This window comes from Wolbachia endosymbiont (group A) of Chalcis sispes (genome assembly GCF_964026765.1).
Classification (GTDB): Bacteria; Pseudomonadota; Alphaproteobacteria; order Rickettsiales; family Anaplasmataceae; genus Wolbachia; species Wolbachia pipientis.
In genome coordinates, this window is record NZ_OZ034697.1 from 952,661 (window position 1) to 969,066 (window position 16,406).

General features: G+C 35.5%; 15 protein-coding genes. 10 read left to right on the forward strand and 5 right to left on the reverse strand.

Annotated elements, in window-relative coordinates:
- Positions 1-67: 67 nt before the first annotated feature.
- From AAGD72_RS04885 to AAGD72_RS04910, 6 genes are all read left to right on the forward strand, one after another.
- Complete coding sequence (locus AAGD72_RS04885) at positions 68-295, forward strand: hypothetical protein (protein ID WP_265026498.1); 228 nt, start codon at positions 68-70, stop codon at positions 293-295.
- Positions 204-1,859 carry a recombinase family protein gene (locus AAGD72_RS04890; RefSeq protein WP_410529946.1) on the forward strand — a complete coding sequence of 552 codons (1,656 nt, stop codon included), beginning with the start codon at positions 204-206 and terminating at the stop codon, positions 1,857-1,859. Before AAGD72_RS04885 ends, AAGD72_RS04890 begins: the two co-directional genes overlap by 92 nt.
- A gap of 175 nt (positions 1,860-2,034) precedes the next feature.
- Positions 2,035-3,714, forward strand: a complete 1,680-nt coding sequence (locus AAGD72_RS04895; protein ID WP_341814694.1) for a recombinase family protein — start codon at positions 2,035-2,037, stop codon at positions 3,712-3,714.
- Positions 3,689-4,459, forward strand: coding sequence for a hypothetical protein (locus AAGD72_RS04900; protein WP_341814695.1), 771 nt, complete (start codon positions 3,689-3,691; stop codon positions 4,457-4,459). The genes AAGD72_RS04895 and AAGD72_RS04900 overlap by 26 nt, the downstream gene beginning before the upstream one ends.
- A 132-nt stretch (positions 4,460-4,591) precedes the next feature.
- On the forward strand, positions 4,592-5,548 hold the full coding sequence (locus AAGD72_RS04905; RefSeq protein WP_341814569.1) for an IS5 family transposase: 957 nt from the start codon (positions 4,592-4,594) through the stop codon (positions 5,546-5,548).
- Between the two features lie 311 nt (positions 5,549-5,859).
- Positions 5,860-6,234, forward strand: coding sequence for a TrbC/VirB2 family protein (locus AAGD72_RS04910; RefSeq protein WP_006279664.1), 375 nt, complete (start codon positions 5,860-5,862; stop codon positions 6,232-6,234).
- On the opposite strand, the gene AAGD72_RS04915 is transcribed toward AAGD72_RS04910, so the two are convergent.
- Complete coding sequence (locus AAGD72_RS04915; RefSeq protein WP_012673123.1) at positions 6,210-7,208, reverse strand: pyruvate dehydrogenase complex E1 component subunit beta; 999 nt, start codon at positions 7,206-7,208, stop codon at positions 6,210-6,212. The genes AAGD72_RS04910 and AAGD72_RS04915 overlap by 25 nt on opposite strands.
- A gap of 240 nt (positions 7,209-7,448) precedes the next feature.
- Positions 7,449-8,546 (reverse strand): ATP-binding protein, encoded by a 1,098-nt coding sequence (locus AAGD72_RS04920; RefSeq protein WP_341814696.1) that lies wholly within the window; start codon positions 8,544-8,546, stop codon positions 7,449-7,451.
- A gap of 719 nt (positions 8,547-9,265) precedes the next feature.
- Here AAGD72_RS04920 and AAGD72_RS04925 point away from each other — a divergent pair.
- The 4 genes from AAGD72_RS04925 to AAGD72_RS04940 all read left to right on the forward strand — a co-directional run bounded on the left by AAGD72_RS04925 (position 9,266) and on the right by AAGD72_RS04940 (position 13,942).
- Complete coding sequence (locus AAGD72_RS04925) at positions 9,266-9,532, forward strand: hypothetical protein (RefSeq protein ID WP_341814697.1); 267 nt, start codon at positions 9,266-9,268, stop codon at positions 9,530-9,532.
- Between the two features lie 207 nt (positions 9,533-9,739).
- Positions 9,740-10,945 (forward strand): MFS transporter, encoded by a 1,206-nt coding sequence (locus AAGD72_RS04930; protein ID WP_410529949.1) that lies wholly within the window; start codon positions 9,740-9,742, stop codon positions 10,943-10,945.
- Between the two features lie 249 nt (positions 10,946-11,194).
- On the forward strand, positions 11,195-13,087 hold the full coding sequence (locus AAGD72_RS04935; protein ID WP_341814699.1) for an ankyrin repeat domain-containing protein: 1,893 nt from the start codon (positions 11,195-11,197) through the stop codon (positions 13,085-13,087).
- 120 nt (positions 13,088-13,207) lie between these two features.
- Positions 13,208-13,942, forward strand: coding sequence for a hypothetical protein (locus AAGD72_RS04940; RefSeq protein ID WP_341814700.1), 735 nt, complete (start codon positions 13,208-13,210; stop codon positions 13,940-13,942).
- Between the two features lie 77 nt (positions 13,943-14,019).
- On the opposite strand, the gene AAGD72_RS04945 is transcribed toward AAGD72_RS04940, so the two are convergent.
- The 3 genes from AAGD72_RS04945 to secG are packed head-to-tail and all read right to left on the reverse strand — an operon-like array spanning position 14,020 to position 16,377.
- On the reverse strand, positions 14,020-14,427 hold the full coding sequence (locus AAGD72_RS04945; protein WP_209472967.1) for a nucleoside deaminase: 408 nt from the start codon (positions 14,425-14,427) through the stop codon (positions 14,020-14,022).
- Positions 14,428-14,452: 25 nt separating this feature from the next.
- Positions 14,453-16,057 (reverse strand): CTP synthase, encoded by a 1,605-nt coding sequence (locus AAGD72_RS04950; RefSeq protein WP_341814701.1) that lies wholly within the window; start codon positions 16,055-16,057, stop codon positions 14,453-14,455.
- Positions 16,057-16,377 carry a preprotein translocase subunit SecG gene (gene secG / locus AAGD72_RS04955; protein ID WP_341814702.1) on the reverse strand — a complete coding sequence of 107 codons (321 nt, stop codon included), beginning with the start codon at positions 16,375-16,377 and terminating at the stop codon, positions 16,057-16,059. Before secG ends, AAGD72_RS04950 begins: the two co-directional genes overlap by 1 nt.
- Positions 16,378-16,406 lie beyond the last annotated feature (29 nt).

Consider the following 16,406-nt stretch of genomic DNA (forward strand, 5'->3'; position numbering starts at 1 on the left):
TAAATGGATTTATGGAAAAAGGGAGTGGTCAGGCTCCTGAACTACAAAAACATTTACAGGAGAAACTATGAGAAAAAGAACGTTAACTGTGACCTGTCGATATGAGCCTGATGAGTTAGCAGATAAACGCTTATCGGATGTATACGGGCAACTGATAGAGAGATTAATAAAGAGAAAAAAAGAAAATAGAGAGAAAGAAACAAATGAAAGTAGTGAGTTTATATGCGAGAGTATCATCAGAAAAGCAAGCACAGAAGGGAACAATAGAGAGTCAAATAGCGGAGTTGGAGCGTAGAATTAGTGAAGATGAGCACAAGCTACTAAATGAGTATAGATTCATAGACAATGGGTATAGTGGATCAGATTTAGAGCGTCCCGGTTTAGATAGGTTACGCGATAAAATAGGAAAAGGAGAAATTGATAAAATTTATATTCATTCACCAGATAGGTTATCACGTAACTATGTATACCAGATGATACTGCTGGAAGAGTTTGAGAAAACAGAAGTAGAGGTGATCTTTTTAAATCACAGGACAGATAAGAGCCCAGAGTCAAGCCTACTATTACAAATGCAAGGAGCAATAGCGGAATATGAACGAGCGAAGATGATAGAACGGTATAGACGAGGGAGGATCAGTACGGCAAAAAAAGGCAGTGTCAGTGTAATAGGCAAAGCATCTTATGGTTATCGGTACATAAAAAAGGGTGGAATAGGCGAAGAAGGGAAATTTGAAATTAATGAAGAGGAAGCAAAAGTAGTGAGAGAATTGTTCATGTGGGTAGGGGAAGAAAGAATAAGAACTATAGAGGCAATATGTAGACTAAAAGAAAGGTCAATAAGAACACAAACAGGAAAAGAGAGGTGGAACCGAAGCACCATCCAGCAGATATTAAAAAATCCTGTATACAAAGGGCAAGCAGTGTATGGCAGGACTAAGGTAGGCCAAGTAAAACCAAAAGTAAGGCCACAACGGAATGCTGGTAGGCAGAAAAGTTATTCTATGTACTCTCAAGATAAAGAGAATTGGATTTATATTGCAGTACCAAGAATAGTTGATGAAGGATTGTTTAATGCAGTACAAGAACAACTGGCTGAAAATGGAGAAAGAGTGAAAAGACAGAAAAGGAGAGCAGCGTACCTGCTACAAGGTTTAACTGTGTGTCAACGCTGTAGATATGCTTATTGCGGTGCATCTACTATAAATAGGAGGGGAACCTACTATCATTATTATTATCGTTGTATTGCTCCAAGTTATAAGGAAGCATGCGGCAATAGACCGGTGCAAGCAGATGCATTAGAAACAACTATATGGAAAAAAGTAAAAGGTATATTGAAGAAACCAGAAAGGTTGATAAATAAATATCAACGGCACCTGCTAGGAAGTAAAGAGTTGCTATTGGAGGAAGGTCTTGAGAGGGAAGAAAGCAAATTAAAACGAGGTATTTCTGGACTGATTGATAGTTATGCAAGTGGATATATAAATCAAGAGGAATTCGAGTTAAGAATCAAAGGAATGAAACAGCGTTTAAAAGAAAAGGAAGAGGAAAAGAAAAGGATAAAAGATAAGAAAGAGGTACAGGAAGAGTTGACTACTATAATAGGTAACATAAAGGAGTTTTCTTCTGGGATAAAATTAGAGCTTGATCAATTGGATTGGTTAGATAAACGTAGTGTAGTAAGGAAGTTAGTTGAGAGAATAGAGATTAACGTTGATAATGTAACTATAGTATTTCGAATAAAAGAATTTGTTACCCAAAATAAACAAAATCAAGATATACAAGCTATCAGAGAAAGAATTGCACGACCAAAAAGCGAGTACGGCGCAGCAATTTATGATAGAAATAGGCAAGGTCAATAAAAAAGAATTGATATAGTAGATGGGGAAAACAAAAGTTGCATTTGTAGGAAAAATTGTAAGACAGAATTAGAATAGTCAGTTTTTCACAGAAAAGCTCCTAACTGTAAGAACAACAAACCGTCAAAAGCTGTTATGAGTCTAGTGTGAGAAGTTAAAGGAGGAAAGAAAGGGACAAATGAAAGTAGTGAGCTTATATGCAAGAGTTTCATCGAAGAGGCAAGCACAAGAAGGAACAATAGAAAGTCAAGTAGCTGAGTTGGCAAGTAGAATTAATGAGGATAAGCACGAGCTACTAAATGAGCATAAATTCATAGATAATGGGTATAGTGGATCAAAATTAGAGCGCCCTGGTTTAGATGAATTACGTGATAAAGTAGCAGAAGGAAAAATTGATAAAATTTATATTCACTCACCAGATAGGTTATCACGTAATTACGTACATCAGATGATATTGCTGGAAGAATTTCAAAAAGCAGGAGCAGAGGTGATCTTTTTAAACCATCAGGTTGGTAATAGTCCAGAATCTAATTTACTACTACAAATGCAAGGAGCAATAGCAGAGTATGAACGAGCAAAGATTATGGAGAGGAATCGCCGAGGAAGACTGCATGCAGCAAGAAAAGGCTGTGTAAGTGTAATGGCTGTAGCGCCTTATGGTTATCGATACATAAAGAGTGGCACAACAGGTGAAGAAAGGAGATTTGAAATTAATGAAGAAGAGGCGAGAATAGTAAAAAAACTGTTCATGTGGATAGGTGAAGAAAGAGTAAGCATTAATGAAACAATACGTAGGCTAAAAGAAAGGTCAGTAAGGACACAAAAAGGAAGAGAGATGTGGAACCGAAGCACCATCCAGCAGATATTAAAAAATCCTGCGTATAAAGGGCAAGCAGCATTTGGTAAAACTAAGTCAAATCCAGCAAAACCAAGAGTAAGACCACAAAGAAATGCTGGCAGCCAGCAAAGGTGTTCTCTTACTTATCCAAGTAAAGAGAATTGGATTTACATTCCAATACCAAGGATAGTAGATGAGGCATTATTTAATGCAGTGGAAGAACAACTGGCTGAAAATAGAGAAAGAGCGAGAATACAGAAAAGGAAAGCAGCGTACCTGCTACAAGGTTTAATTGTGTGTCAACACTGTAGATATGCTTATTGCGGTGTGCGTGGTGGGAGTAAAAAAAAAGGAGGGATTAACTACTATTATCGTTGTAGCACCATATATGCTTTTAGCAGTAGTGTTAGGGGAATATGTAACAGTAAACCGGTCCATGCAGATGTATTAGAGATGGCTATATGGGAAAAAGTAAAAAGCATATTGAATGAGCCGGAAGGGATGATGAATGAATACCAACAAAGACTGGAGGGAAGCAAAGAGTCACCATTGGAGCAAGATCTTGAGAGGCAAGAAAGCAAATTAAAACGAGGCATTTCAAGGCTGATTGATAGTTATACTAACGAGTACATAAATCGAGAGGAATTTGAGTCAAGAATCACAGAAATGAAAGGACACTTAAAAGAAGTGGAAGAGGAAAAAGAAAGGATGAAAGATCAGAAAGAGACACAGCAAGAGTTTGCAATTATCATAAGCAGCATAAAGAAGTTTTCTTCCGGAATCGAGTCAGAGATTAATCAATATGATTGGTTAGAAAAGCGTGGTGTAATAAGAAAGTTAGTTAAAAGAATAGAGGTAAATGTTGATGATATAACTATAGTATTTCGAATAAAGGAATTTGTTGCTCAGAATGGGCAAAATCAAAATATGCAACATTGTCCTAGGGTTCCTGAAACTCAGGTTACAGATGGCCGTTGTCGGATGGATTGTTACAATGTTCGCAGAGATGTTTGGAGTTGAGTTGGCGGCTGCGGTAGAGGCATCTACAGAAAAAGAAGATAAAAAAGCAGAAAAAACATCATTAAAGGAAGAAAATAAAGAAGTTTGCGAAAACGTAGAAATCAAGTTAGACGAAAGAGAAAAACCTAAAGTGCCAGTTTTCCTTTTTGAAATTTCACCAGGATTTGTAAGGCCGGTTGTTCTGAGCAAACCAGAACTTGATCTTTTACCAAAGCCTATAATGCCTTCTATATTTAAGGAGGTTATAAACAATGAGAACCGCGAGGAAACAAAACCAAAAGTGGAAGAAGAGAAAAAAGCGAAGCCGGAGGGACCGAAGAAAGAGGTGTGTCCACCTGCTCCAAAGACTGCAACGAATACGACGGAGCAGGGGAGAAAAAAGGTTTATGGATGCAATAGTGATTGGAGAAAAATGATAGAGCAAGATAACAATAATACCTATCAAGCTTCAAGCCAATCTGCTCAAAGCTTTGTTTCTGACAAAAAAGCTTCGAATCAATCTGCTAAGAGTCCTGTTCCTGATCCAAGGCAACCTGACAAAGCTAGTGGAAGTACTCCAGGAAAATCTGCTTCTAACATAGAGGCTAAAAAGCAACCTGTTGAGAGACTTGATTTTACAGTTGGTTTTTGGAATGGTCCTGAGAATGAAAGTTCTGTGAATAATGCTCAACCACCAAAAGAATTGACTAATGATGTAAAAGTTGAGAAATGTGCAGAAGGTCAGTCAGTAGGAAAGACACCATAGTGGGGATAGCTAATACTTAGATGACAAAAAAGACTGGATCCCAGTGGGCTTTGTTGCATAGCAACTGAAAAAATCTGGTGGCTACTGACAAAATTCATTATAAAATAGCCATTTAACCTTGAAAGAAAAAATATGCCACAAAAAATGAGGGTCAGTAACCATAGCGAATATAACAAATTTCTAGAAAAAAGAGGAAATATTTTTCATTATATCAACGAAGCCATAGAAAAGTGGTACGAGAATGGTCCAAAAATACCAGGTGGCAACAATATTTATAGCGATAAAGTTGTAATTTTGGTGCACATAATAACTTGTTTATTTAGAATAGGCCTGAGGCAAACAGTTGGGTTTATAGCAGGATACCTTGAGCAAATTGGGAAAAATTTGCAAGTTATCAGCTATTCACAATCATCAAGAAGGTTTAAGAAACTTAATATTAAGATCAATGATTGCAGAATTGATAAAAATAATATGGAAGATATCGAAATTGCTATAGACAGTACAGGAATTAGTATATACAACAACACTCCTGGTCATAGCAAGGAAAATAGCGAAGATAGAAAGTATCGCAGCTATGAACAGACAAGAAAATTGCATGTAATGTTGAATACAAACAGCAAAAAAGCCATAGCTGTAAAATACAGTAATGGTGTCTACTCTGATCACTATGGAGCTTGTGATTTGCTAAAAGAAGTCGATTTTCAGTATGTCATAAAAGTACTATATGCAGATAGGGCATATGATAGAGAAAAGCTCTATAAGCTGTGTAATCAATATGGTATAAAAACGAAAATTCCTCCGAAAAACAACGCAGCAGAGCATCCAAAATTGGATTATATGCTTGATAGAAATGCCGCTATTCAGTTAATGAAATTACATGGTGAGAATGGTATAAAAAGATGGAAAGAAGAAGTAAATTACGGAAAAAGATCGTATATTGAAGGATTTTTCTCAAGGTTGAAGCGAATATTTGGGTTTAGTTTTAGGAGCAAATCTGAGATTAATCGTGAGAAGGAACTACTTGTTAAATGCTATTTGCTCAATAAGTTCACTGATATTGGTATGGCTAAATTTGAGATAGCTTCATAAATTTATTGTGCGTTACCTACTATCCGAAGAGCGATGCAACAAAGCCCACTGGGATCCAGTTGAGCTATTTCAACAAAAATACTGCATTTGAGATGAACGTTCCAGACTTATTTATAAATATAACAATTAAAGTCTGGATTCCAGCGTCAAGCACTGGAATAATATCGTTTACTATGTCTATATTACAATATTTGTGCAGTTGTGTATCAACTACTTTTGTGGCACCGTTTGTTATTCAATCTTTATGCTAGTTTTACTAAAAATTATAGTATTTTAGGTATAATTGCAATATCTAAATTTAAGGTATAGAGATGAACCCTAGGAAAGTTTTTAATATTCTTTTTATAGTATTATTTATTTCTTTTTCTCATGTTGGGAGTGCTGCCGCTGACACTAATACTGATACAACTGCTCAAGTAATATGTAACATTATTGGCTACGTTTGGGGAATAGGCGGACCGCTTATGACCGTAGTGATAATAGGTGCAGCTTTGCTTGCGATATTTGGTAGAATGCCATGGCCAGCTCTTTTTGCACTCGGTATATTTTGTGCTGTATTTTTCGGTGCTAAAACTATCGTCATAAAAGTAATGGGTGGTATAGGCGGCACTGGAAATACTTCTTTGATGGACCAATGCGGAACAGGAGACACAAAAAAGAACTATTTTTTTCTAAAACAGACCTGATGCACGGCTTCAACTATATCTTCCACTTGTGGTAATGCTTTTTTTTCTAGATTTGCAGCGTAAGGTAAGGGGATGTCCTTGCCAGTTACGCGTACAACTGGAGCATCAAGGTAGTCAAATCCTTGTTCCATAACAACGGCTGACAGCTCTGCTCCTATTCCTGCAAATGGCCATCCTTCTTCTACACTAACTAACCTATTAGTCTTCTGAATAGAGTTAATAACAGTTTGAGTGTCAAGTGGTCTTAAGGTTCTGAGGTCAATAACTTCAGCTTCTATACCTTCACTCGAAAGTAAATCTGCTGCATTTAAGGCATCCATTAATTTTAATGAAAAAGCAGTGATAGTTACATCCTTTCCTTCCCGTATAACAGCAGCTTTGCCTATCTCAAGTAGATAATCTTTGTTTGATAGCTCAGAGTCAGAAACTTCATGCTCATGTCCATAAGCTATTTCGTTTTCTAGAAATATTACCGGATTAGGGTCACGAATTGCAGCTTTAAGCAGACCTCTGCAATCTGAGGCAAAATAGGGTGCTATTACTTTTAACCCCGGTATATGCGAATACCAAGCTGCAAAGCATTGAGAATGTTGTGCAGCAACTCTTGCTGCAGCGCCATTTGGTCCACGAAATACTATAGGGCATCCAAGTTGTCCGCCTGACATATAATTTGTTTTTGCTGCGGAATTCACAATTTGGTCAATAGCTTGCATAGAAAAATTAAAAGTCATAAACTCGACTATTGGCTTTAATCCAGCAAATGCCGCTCCAACAGCAAGGCCAGCAAACCCATGTTCGGTAATAGGCGTATCAACTACTCTGTTTTCTCCAAACTCTTTCAGTAATCCTTTCGTTACTTTATAAGCACCATCATACTCTGCAACTTCTTCACCCATGATAAGCACATCAGAGTCGTTTTGCATTTCTTCTCTAATTGCTGTGCATAAAGCTTCTCTTACACTTAAGGTTGCCATTTATAAACTTTTATAGACTTTAACTAAAGTAACTATATCAGAATTACTGGGGGTAAGTAAAGTGTACAAATTAAGTTTTACAAACATCATGACCAACTCATTCCAAAAAAAAATCTTCTCACGCTTGCTGTTTTTTGTTGCTGGAAATGGCTGGATTATTTAAGCTTTTAGTAATGTATGTTGTTAAATTAATAGCAATTTATTTGGAAATAACAGAAAAATTTATGATAGTTTTATACTCTAAATAGAATAAGATACTTCTGTCTGTGTCTTCACGTTTGAAACTAACCTTATTCTATCTCTTTCTTGTTCTGGACTTAACCTGTGAAGCGCGTAACTGAAATCTTCCTCACTCACTATAAGCCGTCTTTGCGCACCAGCGCTAATTTTTGCTTCATTCACTAATTGCTCTAATTCAGCCCCAGAATAGCCTTCAGTCTTGTCTGCAATGTCTTGGAGGTTTAGCTTTTCATCAGTTTTTGTACCTCGCATATAAAGTTCCAATATCCTTTGTCTCACCTCTATGTTTGGATTAGGGACATAAACCTTCTGACCTAAACGTCCAGGTCTAATAAGTGCTGGATCTATACCACCGATAAGGTTAGTTGCACCAATTACTATTATATCTTTTCTGCTCTTAAATCCATCTATTTCAGTTAACAACTGTGTTAAACTCTCTCGACAATGGTAAGCTGAGTTATTAGCGGTACTTCTTTTTTGAGCAACTGCATCTATTTCATCTATAAAGACTATACAAGGAGAATATTTTTTTGCTATTTTAAAAAGCTCGCGTACAGCATGTGCACCATGACCAATATATACTCCAATAAGTTCAGGACCTGAGATGCTTATGAAATTCATATTTGATTCACCTGCAATTGCACGAGCGATAAGTGTTTTACCATTTCCAGGAGGGCCATGTAATATGTAACCTCTTAGTGAATTAATACTTTTATTTCCAAACAGCTTGCGCATTTCTTCTGTCATTTGGTCACAGCAAATCATCTGCAACCGTTGTTTTAAGGAGTCATCAATTATAGCATCAGCAAATGTTATTCTTTTATCATCTGAATCAGCTAATTCTATCGATATAGGCAGCTCTACTTCCTTTAGTTTGCTGAATACTTGATCATATACAAACCAAACAATAAAAAGGAGAACGACAAGTAACACACAAGGCATAGCTTCACTAACATAATGTGCAGCTAACTCATACCCTTTACTAAGCAACATCGTATGCATATAGGCAAACAAAAAAGCGATAGAGATAATAGTTACCACGCATAGTAAACAGATTGAAATTCTTTTTAGTAATTCTGAAATTTCAATTTTTTTCATCTTAATACCTTATACCAATTTTAAACTAAGAATAATTTTATCTAGCTTACCTATTTTAGCTTGATTAGAGCGTTCAGAAAAATTATCAAGTACGTACTTTAATTTATTAAATACTAAAAACAATATATCACCATATTGTCATATACATCTTTAAAGTTTACCAAATTCATTTTCAAAAAACAAGATTTTATTATTAACCCGAATTCTGGATTAGATTTTAGGTAAATTATTGAAAGTCTTGAATTTTACTAAATTAGTAACTAGTCTTAAAATGCTTACTGCTTTATCGTAAATGCTAAAACAATAAGCTATTGATATTCTTGTTTTTTTTAATCTCCAATCCAGAATTCGGGTTAAAAACGCTAACTTGTATCTTCAAGAAGTAAGACATAATAGCTCTAAAATGTCTTGCAAGGAAAGGTAAAGCTGAACGCTAACTTATGCCAAAAAAATACCGTCTTGTTTGCCTTTTTGAGTAGTATCATCTTATTTTTCCTGTAAATTTTGTTTATAACGCCTAAGATTTACGATATTTTAATCCCGGTAGAATATCTTATAAAATCAGATTATATGTTATACCTATGGAAATAGATAACTTTCAGCAATATTACAACCAAGAAGAAATGAAGACAGTAACATTAGCTCAAATTTATAAAGACTTGGTAATAAAGATATCCGATATAGCCACAAGCAAAATGTAAGCTACTATTAATGGTATTATGGAAATAGCACCAACGATACCACCTACTATACCTACTACCAGAGGTGACGGAGTAGTAAGGCTTAATATAATAAGTGGGAGAGATATAATTGATAGTATTATAGAAATTACACCTACTGTTTTCAGCAGAGATAGAAATCCTTTTGAATCTAAGTGTTCTTTAATTCCCTTAAATAATATAAAGAAAATGCTTATACACGCTATAGCACAAAGTATTACTGCTGCTATTTTTATTATAGCTGCTGATATAAGTGCTGCTAAATAGGCTATATCTATTATAACTTTACCACTAAACTTAATAACACTGCAATTATCACACACCATAATAAAAAAGTCAACTCCATATGTTTAGGTTGTAAAATCCCAAAAAGCAGCCAGAATAGAATAAGCAAACATTTACGAATTGAATTTAGTGCAAACAAGGGTGTTGATATCAACCATACTCTGCAGAATCGCAATATGGTATGACTACATGCTTTTTATTGATTTGATTAACATAATCAGCAGAGAGTTTTGTTTTGCAAAAGATGTCTATAGTAACATACTGCAATTATTTGGAATTGTAGGGCTAGGTGCAATTGTAAGGCCACTTGGTGCATTCATATTTGGTCACGTTGGTGACAGGTATGGAAGGAGGATAGCATTAATAATTACTATCTTGCTAATATCGATACCATCAAGTCTCATTGCATTTATTCCAAGTTACAATCAAGTAGGTATAATTTCTACTATATTGCTTCTTGCAATCCATATAACACAAGGAATTGCACTTGGTGGTGAACAAGGAAGTTCTGTTTATCTTATAGAGCATTTATCCAGTAGGAAAGAGAACTTAGGGATGTATTTTGGAATGATGGGTTTTGGTCGCTCCATTGGCGTCTTGCTTTCTGCGGTGATAGTGATTATCTGCAAAAAAACTACTGATTTTTGTACCTGGGGTTGGAGATTGCCATTTATTTTCTCAGCTATTTTAGGATTAATTAGCGCGTATAGCATATACACATTGGGAGAAACTCCAGCATATGAAAAAAATCGAAAACAAAGAAATTTACCTGATTTGCCAATAATAGAGCTTATAAAACGCCACAAGAGAGCTCTTATACTTGCTATTTTAATATCTGTACCTGTTAATGTTGCTGTTGGATTTACCATATTTCTTCGAACTCTCGCAAAGGAAATAGCATCAGTGGATGTTTATGTAACAACATATATCAACGAAATTGTATTGATTATAACCAGTGTATTAATGCCGATATCTTCAATAGCGTTTGGAATGTTGGCTGATAAAGTTGGAAAAGAGCGCACTGCAATCTTATTTATAGCAATTACAATGGCACTGTGTTGTCCTGCGTTATCTATTGCATATTACTATAAAAATTATCTTGTGATTGCGTTGAGCGTAATGGTTCTCTCTATAATAGAAAGGGGTATAGTTCCCATAGGAATAGTTGCATCTGAACTCTTTCCTACCAATGTTAGATTTAGTGGTGTGAGCTTATCACGCAATATCTCTTATGCGTTACATGGAGGATTTACTCCTATGGTTTGTATTTGGTTGACTGTAACATTTCCTCAAACAAACCTTGCTGCTGGGCTTTATATAGTCTTCTGCTTGTTGATCAGTGTGGTAGCAATATTGCAAATAAAACCGCAAGATAAGAAATTTGATTGGTCTTAGTTTTCTCTTAAGTGTGTATTCTCCTAAGTTGAAAAAAGGTGTGAAAAATGCGCTAATCTCGCTAAATGAGAAAATTTTATTGCGGAAAAATTAGAACGATCAAAAACACATGCCATGATAAACTTTTTTATGCGTAACACTAATTTCTTATTCTATTCGTCTAAAAAAACAGTATTTCCAACTGTAAATTTAAGTTTTTACAAGCGTCACAAATATAGTATGATATAAGTTAGGCTTTATAGAGGGTATATGACAACAAATACAGAAAATAATAATAGAATTAATATAGTACATGAACAAGCAGGAAATGCTGTTCATTCAGATATTGCTTACTCAGAAAGAATACAAAAATCAGTAGAAAATGAAGCATTGTGTGATGCGTGGTCTAATTTTGAGTACTTTGAAGATGTGTTGAGAATAAAAAACAGCACCGATAGGGAAAACAGAATTAAGCAGCTTATCAAGGAAGATTTAGATATAAATGCTACAAAAAATGGCAAAACTATTCTAGACGTTGCTATAGAAAAAAAATGCTCATCAAAAGTTATAAGTTCATTAATAAGCAATGGCAGTAGGATTGATACTATAGATGCTAGTGATCGTACTGTACTGCATAGATCTGTTAGGAATGAAAATAGAAAAGTTGTTGAGTTGTTTTTAGAAGCTAATGAAAAAGAAGTGTCTCAGTACCTGGTAGCAAGGTTTTTGCCATTGTCTATGTTATATCAAAAAATAGAAGTAAATGCTAAGGATAATGATGGTTGTACTGCTTTGGATTATGCTCAATATGGCAGTGAAATGTATAGCTTGCTGCAAAAATATGGAGCACAACATAGTGAAAAGTTTTTATACTCACGCAACCTTAATATAGGGGAATTAGATTTAAATAAACTTGTTTCTGACCATAACTACTGCTTTGATGTGCTTACAAAAGCATTAGAGATTGAGGACAGATGCGAAAAGGAAGAGGTTATAGATTGGTTGCTAAAAAATGGTGCTAACATTAATGTTAATAAAGGTGATCAAGCCCTACTGAGTGTTGCAGCTGAAAAAGGTGATGTTGAAAATGCTGTGCTATTGCTTGAAAGGGGAGCACATGAAGGAGTAAATTCTCAAGATGCTGAAGGAAGAACGTTATTACTAAATGCAATTATTCAAGATAAGTTGGGCCATGCAAAATATCTCATAAAACAAAGAGTTAACGTTAATATACCAGATAATAATGGAAATAGCTCACTACACTACGCTGTTGTCAATTTTATTAAGCAGCGCTTAATTGAATGTGATGAAACCTATACAGCTAACGCTACTTTTTATGATTTTCTTAAGAATGGTGCAGATCTCTATATCAAAAATCATGATAACCTTACAGCATTTGAATATGCTTTTCACGCAAGAATAGCTCCTAGGGAAGCTGTTTATTTATTCAAGCTATATATAGAAAGAGGTGATCAGAGTGAAAACATGCAGTTAGTAAAAAATTTCAAATTGCCTTCTGGTGAAACACTATTGGAGTATTTTTTCAACAATAAATTATTTGATAGTGCTCAATCTTGTATAGATCTAGGAGCAAATGTTTCGCATAATGGGTCATCTTTACTGATACAAGCTCTTCAGAATCGAGATATAGAAGGTATCGGGTTTCTTTTACGAAACAGAGCAGACATTCCAAATAACGCAAACATTTCAAATAATAAGAAAAACTGTAAGTTGTATTTCCAAGTAGCGGTTGGATGTGTAGCGATGTTTTCGCTTGGTATGGGAGCTGCAGCCACGTTTACTCTAATTAAAATGTCTCCGCTAGTGTTAGTAATAGTAGCTGTGACCTTCTTTTTGACTGCAATAGCATCTATGTCTCTGTTTGTATTATATAAAAAAGTAAAAGGGGAACGCAAACACGAGGTAATTGTTAATAATGCTGTATTTAACATAAGTCTAGAAGAAGCAGCTAATGATTTGTTTAGCGGGTTATCAACTATAGCAGAAAGAGGAGCAGAAGCAGGTGCACTATACCTGGAAGTAAAGGAAAAGACTGAAAGTGTAGCTAAAAAAATGACATCCAAAAAGGAATTAATTGAAGCAAGATTTCAAAATATACAAGAAAATTTCATTAATAAGTTAAGTAATTTTGAAGAACTTTAAGGTGCTAGAGATTCTAGTACTTTAAAGAAATTCTATGCTGCTGTTAAAGATGTTCTAAAGATACGCTCCAGCATTCCTATTTCCAATTTACATCTATTATCGCTTGTTTACCATTTATCATTGGAAGTATCATATGCTATTTTTCAGGCAATAACTGATCCAACTCTTGGAAGTACAATTTTAACTGCCATAAGTGAAAGAAAATTGCCTGAAGATAAGCAGTGGGCTAAGGTATTAAAAAATACAGTACCAAACTTAATAAGAAATCAAGAAGTTGTGCGGAATGTTATAGTACCAACTCTTACTGATATTTTAAAGAGCCTATCAGAATCAAGAGAAGAAAGAAAATTTATAATCTATACTCTGGTCTGCCTGAAAGAAGTGATTGATGAAGTTTATACGACATCGGTACAAGAGTCATTGTATAGGATATTAGGAGTAGAACTTACAAATAGTCTAAATGGTATGGTACAGGCAATAAGTAACCTATTAGGCTGCTATGGACACGAAGAAGTAGAACGTGCAAGAACTGCAAATGAGTTAGATTACAGAGTAGGTAAACTTACACCTGAAGAAACGCAGCAATTCGTTATAAACTTAGGAGAGAGAGTAGGATCTCTCAGGGAGTTTGAGGGTCGAGTTACAAATAAACAGTCAATTAGTAAATTGATAGATTATTGTTTGGACCCAAAACTGAATGATAGGGAAGCAGCCGCAACACTATTAAATTATATACTCACATGTACTGAAGATGGTCGTTATTTGGCCGCTGAAGCTGGTACTAATAATAATTTATCTAGCAACTCTAATGTTGTACTTATTACGCACGTGGCAGCAAATCGATCTGCACAGTGAGACTAGAGGCGGCTATATGGAAAAAAGTGAAGATAGTTTCAGAGATAAGCAAGCAAATGACAATTGATAGACTTAAACTATGTTCTCAATTTCTCAAAAAAATCCTTTAACAAAAAAGAGCATTCTGTTTCTAATATCCCACCATAAACTTCAGGTATATGGCTGCAAAATTGAAATATCTTAGCACCATTTTCAATTCCTCCACCTTTTGGATTATAAGCTCCAAAGTACAATCGTTTAATTCTGGCAAAGGAAATGGCTTGAGCACACATCGGACATGGTTCTAATGTTACGTACATATCAGCATCACAAAGCGTGGGAGTTGAAAATGCTTGTCTGATCGCTAACATCTCTGCATGTGCAGTTGGATCGCTGGATATATTGTGTGCAGAAGAAATGATATTGTCTCCACTCACTATTACAGCACCTATGGGCACCTCATCATTTTTTTGAGCGAGTTTGGCTTGCTCTATGGCAAGCTCCATATATTGATACTTAAACACTAGGCACTTATTTCTTATCAATTGCTGCTTCAATAAATGATACAAAAAGAGGATGAGGAGAAAACGGCTTTGATTGAAACTCTGGATGAAACTGCACACCAATAAACCACGGATGACTCTCTAACTCCACTGCCTCTATGCACGTTCCATCTTCTGATATGCCACTGCATAACAGCCCATTTTTTTCTAAGTCATCTTTATAATCTGAATTGATTATGTACCTATGCCTGTGTCTTTCTGAAATAGTAGTGTTACTATATGCATCCATCATTTTAGAGTTTGCATTTATATTACATTTGTATGCCCCAAGTCTCATGGTTCCACCAAGATCGTCATCTTGATCGCCAGCTAACTTAACGATTGGATGTTTACAGTTACGAAATTCTTCAGAGTGTGCATCTTCAAGCTTAACAACATTACGAGCAAATTCAATAATTGCAAGCTGCATACCAAGGCAAATTCCGAAAAATGGGATATTATTTGTACGGGCATAATTTATTGCTAATATTTTACCCTCTACTCCGTCATCACCAAACCCCCCTGGAACAAGGATTGCATGAGAATTCTGTAATTTCTCTCCTATAAGTTTTTCATTTATAGGTTTTTCTTCCTTCTCTCTTGAGTTAACCCAATTTATCTTTACTTTGACTTTATTACTAATCGCACCATGATTTAATGCTTCAACCAGTGATTTGTATGCATCAGGGAATTCGGTGTATTTTCCCACTATAGATACAGTAACTTCCTGTGTTGGGTGCCTTATGGAATGCACTATTTGATCCCATTCAGTCAAGCTTGGTTTTGGCTTACTTAAATGAAAGTGCTCCAAAATTTGCGTATCAAGCCCACATTGGCTATACAACACCGGTAACTCATATATATGACTCACATCAGGAGCAGGTATCACATTGGATAAAGAAACATTGCAAAGCTTAGCTATTTTCTCTCTTTGATTATCGAAAATTTCTTTCTCACTGCGGCATAATATAATATCTGGTTGTAACCCCGCGGAATTTAACTCTCGAACTGAATGCTGCGTTGGTTTTGTCTTTAATTCTTGCGCTGCGGTAAGATATGGTATTAAAGTTAAGTGAATCAGGATAACTCTTTGTTTTCCTAATGTGTAGTTAACTTGGCGTATAGCCTCCAAAAATGGTTGGCTTTCAATGTCACCTACAGTTCCGCCTATTTCACATATTACAAAATCTAAACCTTCCGTACCATTAAAAATGAACGATTTGATCAAATCTGTTACATGAGGAATGACTTGCACAGTTTTGCCCAGATAATCACCACGCCTCTCTTTCTTCAATAACTCATGATATATCTTACCAGTTGTTATATTGTCATCTTTTGTTGCTTTAATTCCAGTAAAACGCTCATAATGCCCAAGATCCAAATCAGTTTCAGCACCATCTTCGGTAACAAATACCTCTCCGTGCTGAGTTGGGTTCATTGTCCCAGGATCAATGTTGAGATACGGGTCAAGTTTTCTGATACGGATCTTAAAACCGTGAGCTTGAAGAAGCGTACCAACGCTTGAAGCAACTAAGCCTTTACCAAGCGATGACACAACTCCACCTGTGACAAAGATAAATTTAGCTTCCTTCATTAATTTTCAAATGGAACAGAAGTAGATTCACTTTCTTGCTTTTTTTCTAATATAATTTTTTCTGCGATCGATTTTTTATGTACGTCTTTTGAACATAATCCTGACAATAGCAATGTATTTATAATAAACAATCCAGCAACAATAGCCGTTACTCTGCTGAGCGGGTTTTCAGAAGATTTCACCGGAATCATCGAATTGACCCCCTGTTGTGCATTACTAAAACCACTTAACGAACTACTTCCAGGTGGCTGCAAGAGCACTAAAATTACTAACACAACAACCAATATTATTTGAAATATACTTAATACCGCTACTGACATTATAGATAGGGCTGAAAATAAAAATTTTA

Bases quoted from the DNA above. Each gene is read 5' to 3' on its own strand.
- AAGD72_RS04885 (WP_265026498.1), top strand. From the start codon at position 68: ATGAGAAAAAGAACGTTAACTGTGACCTGTCGATATGAGCCTGATGAG.
- AAGD72_RS04890 (WP_410529946.1), top strand. From the start codon at position 204: ATGAAAGTAGTGAGTTTATATGCGAGAGTATCATCAGAAAAGCAAGCA.
- AAGD72_RS04895 (WP_341814694.1), top strand. From the start codon at position 2,035: ATGAAAGTAGTGAGCTTATATGCAAGAGTTTCATCGAAGAGGCAAGCA.
- AAGD72_RS04900 (WP_341814695.1), top strand. From the start codon at position 3,689: ATGTTCGCAGAGATGTTTGGAGTTGAGTTGGCGGCTGCGGTAGAGGCA.
- AAGD72_RS04905 (WP_341814569.1), top strand. From the start codon at position 4,592: ATGCCACAAAAAATGAGGGTCAGTAACCATAGCGAATATAACAAATTT.
- AAGD72_RS04910 (WP_006279664.1), top strand. From the start codon at position 5,860: ATGAACCCTAGGAAAGTTTTTAATATTCTTTTTATAGTATTATTTATT.
- AAGD72_RS04915 (WP_012673123.1), bottom strand. From the start codon at position 7,208: ATGGCAACCTTAAGTGTAAGAGAAGCTTTATGCACAGCAATTAGAGAA.
- AAGD72_RS04920 (WP_341814696.1), bottom strand. From the start codon at position 8,546: ATGAAAAAAATTGAAATTTCAGAATTACTAAAAAGAATTTCAATCTGT.
- AAGD72_RS04925 (WP_341814697.1), top strand. From the start codon at position 9,266: ATGGAAATAGCACCAACGATACCACCTACTATACCTACTACCAGAGGT.
- AAGD72_RS04930 (WP_410529949.1), top strand. From the start codon at position 9,740: ATGCTTTTTATTGATTTGATTAACATAATCAGCAGAGAGTTTTGTTTT.
- AAGD72_RS04935 (WP_341814699.1), top strand. From the start codon at position 11,195: ATGACAACAAATACAGAAAATAATAATAGAATTAATATAGTACATGAA.
- AAGD72_RS04945 (WP_209472967.1), bottom strand. From the start codon at position 14,427: ATGGAGCTTGCCATAGAGCAAGCCAAACTCGCTCAAAAAAATGATGAG.
- AAGD72_RS04950 (WP_341814701.1), bottom strand. From the start codon at position 16,057: ATGAAGGAAGCTAAATTTATCTTTGTCACAGGTGGAGTTGTGTCATCG.
- secG (WP_341814702.1), bottom strand. From the start codon at position 16,377: ATGTCAGTAGCGGTATTAAGTATATTTCAAATAATATTGGTTGTTGTG.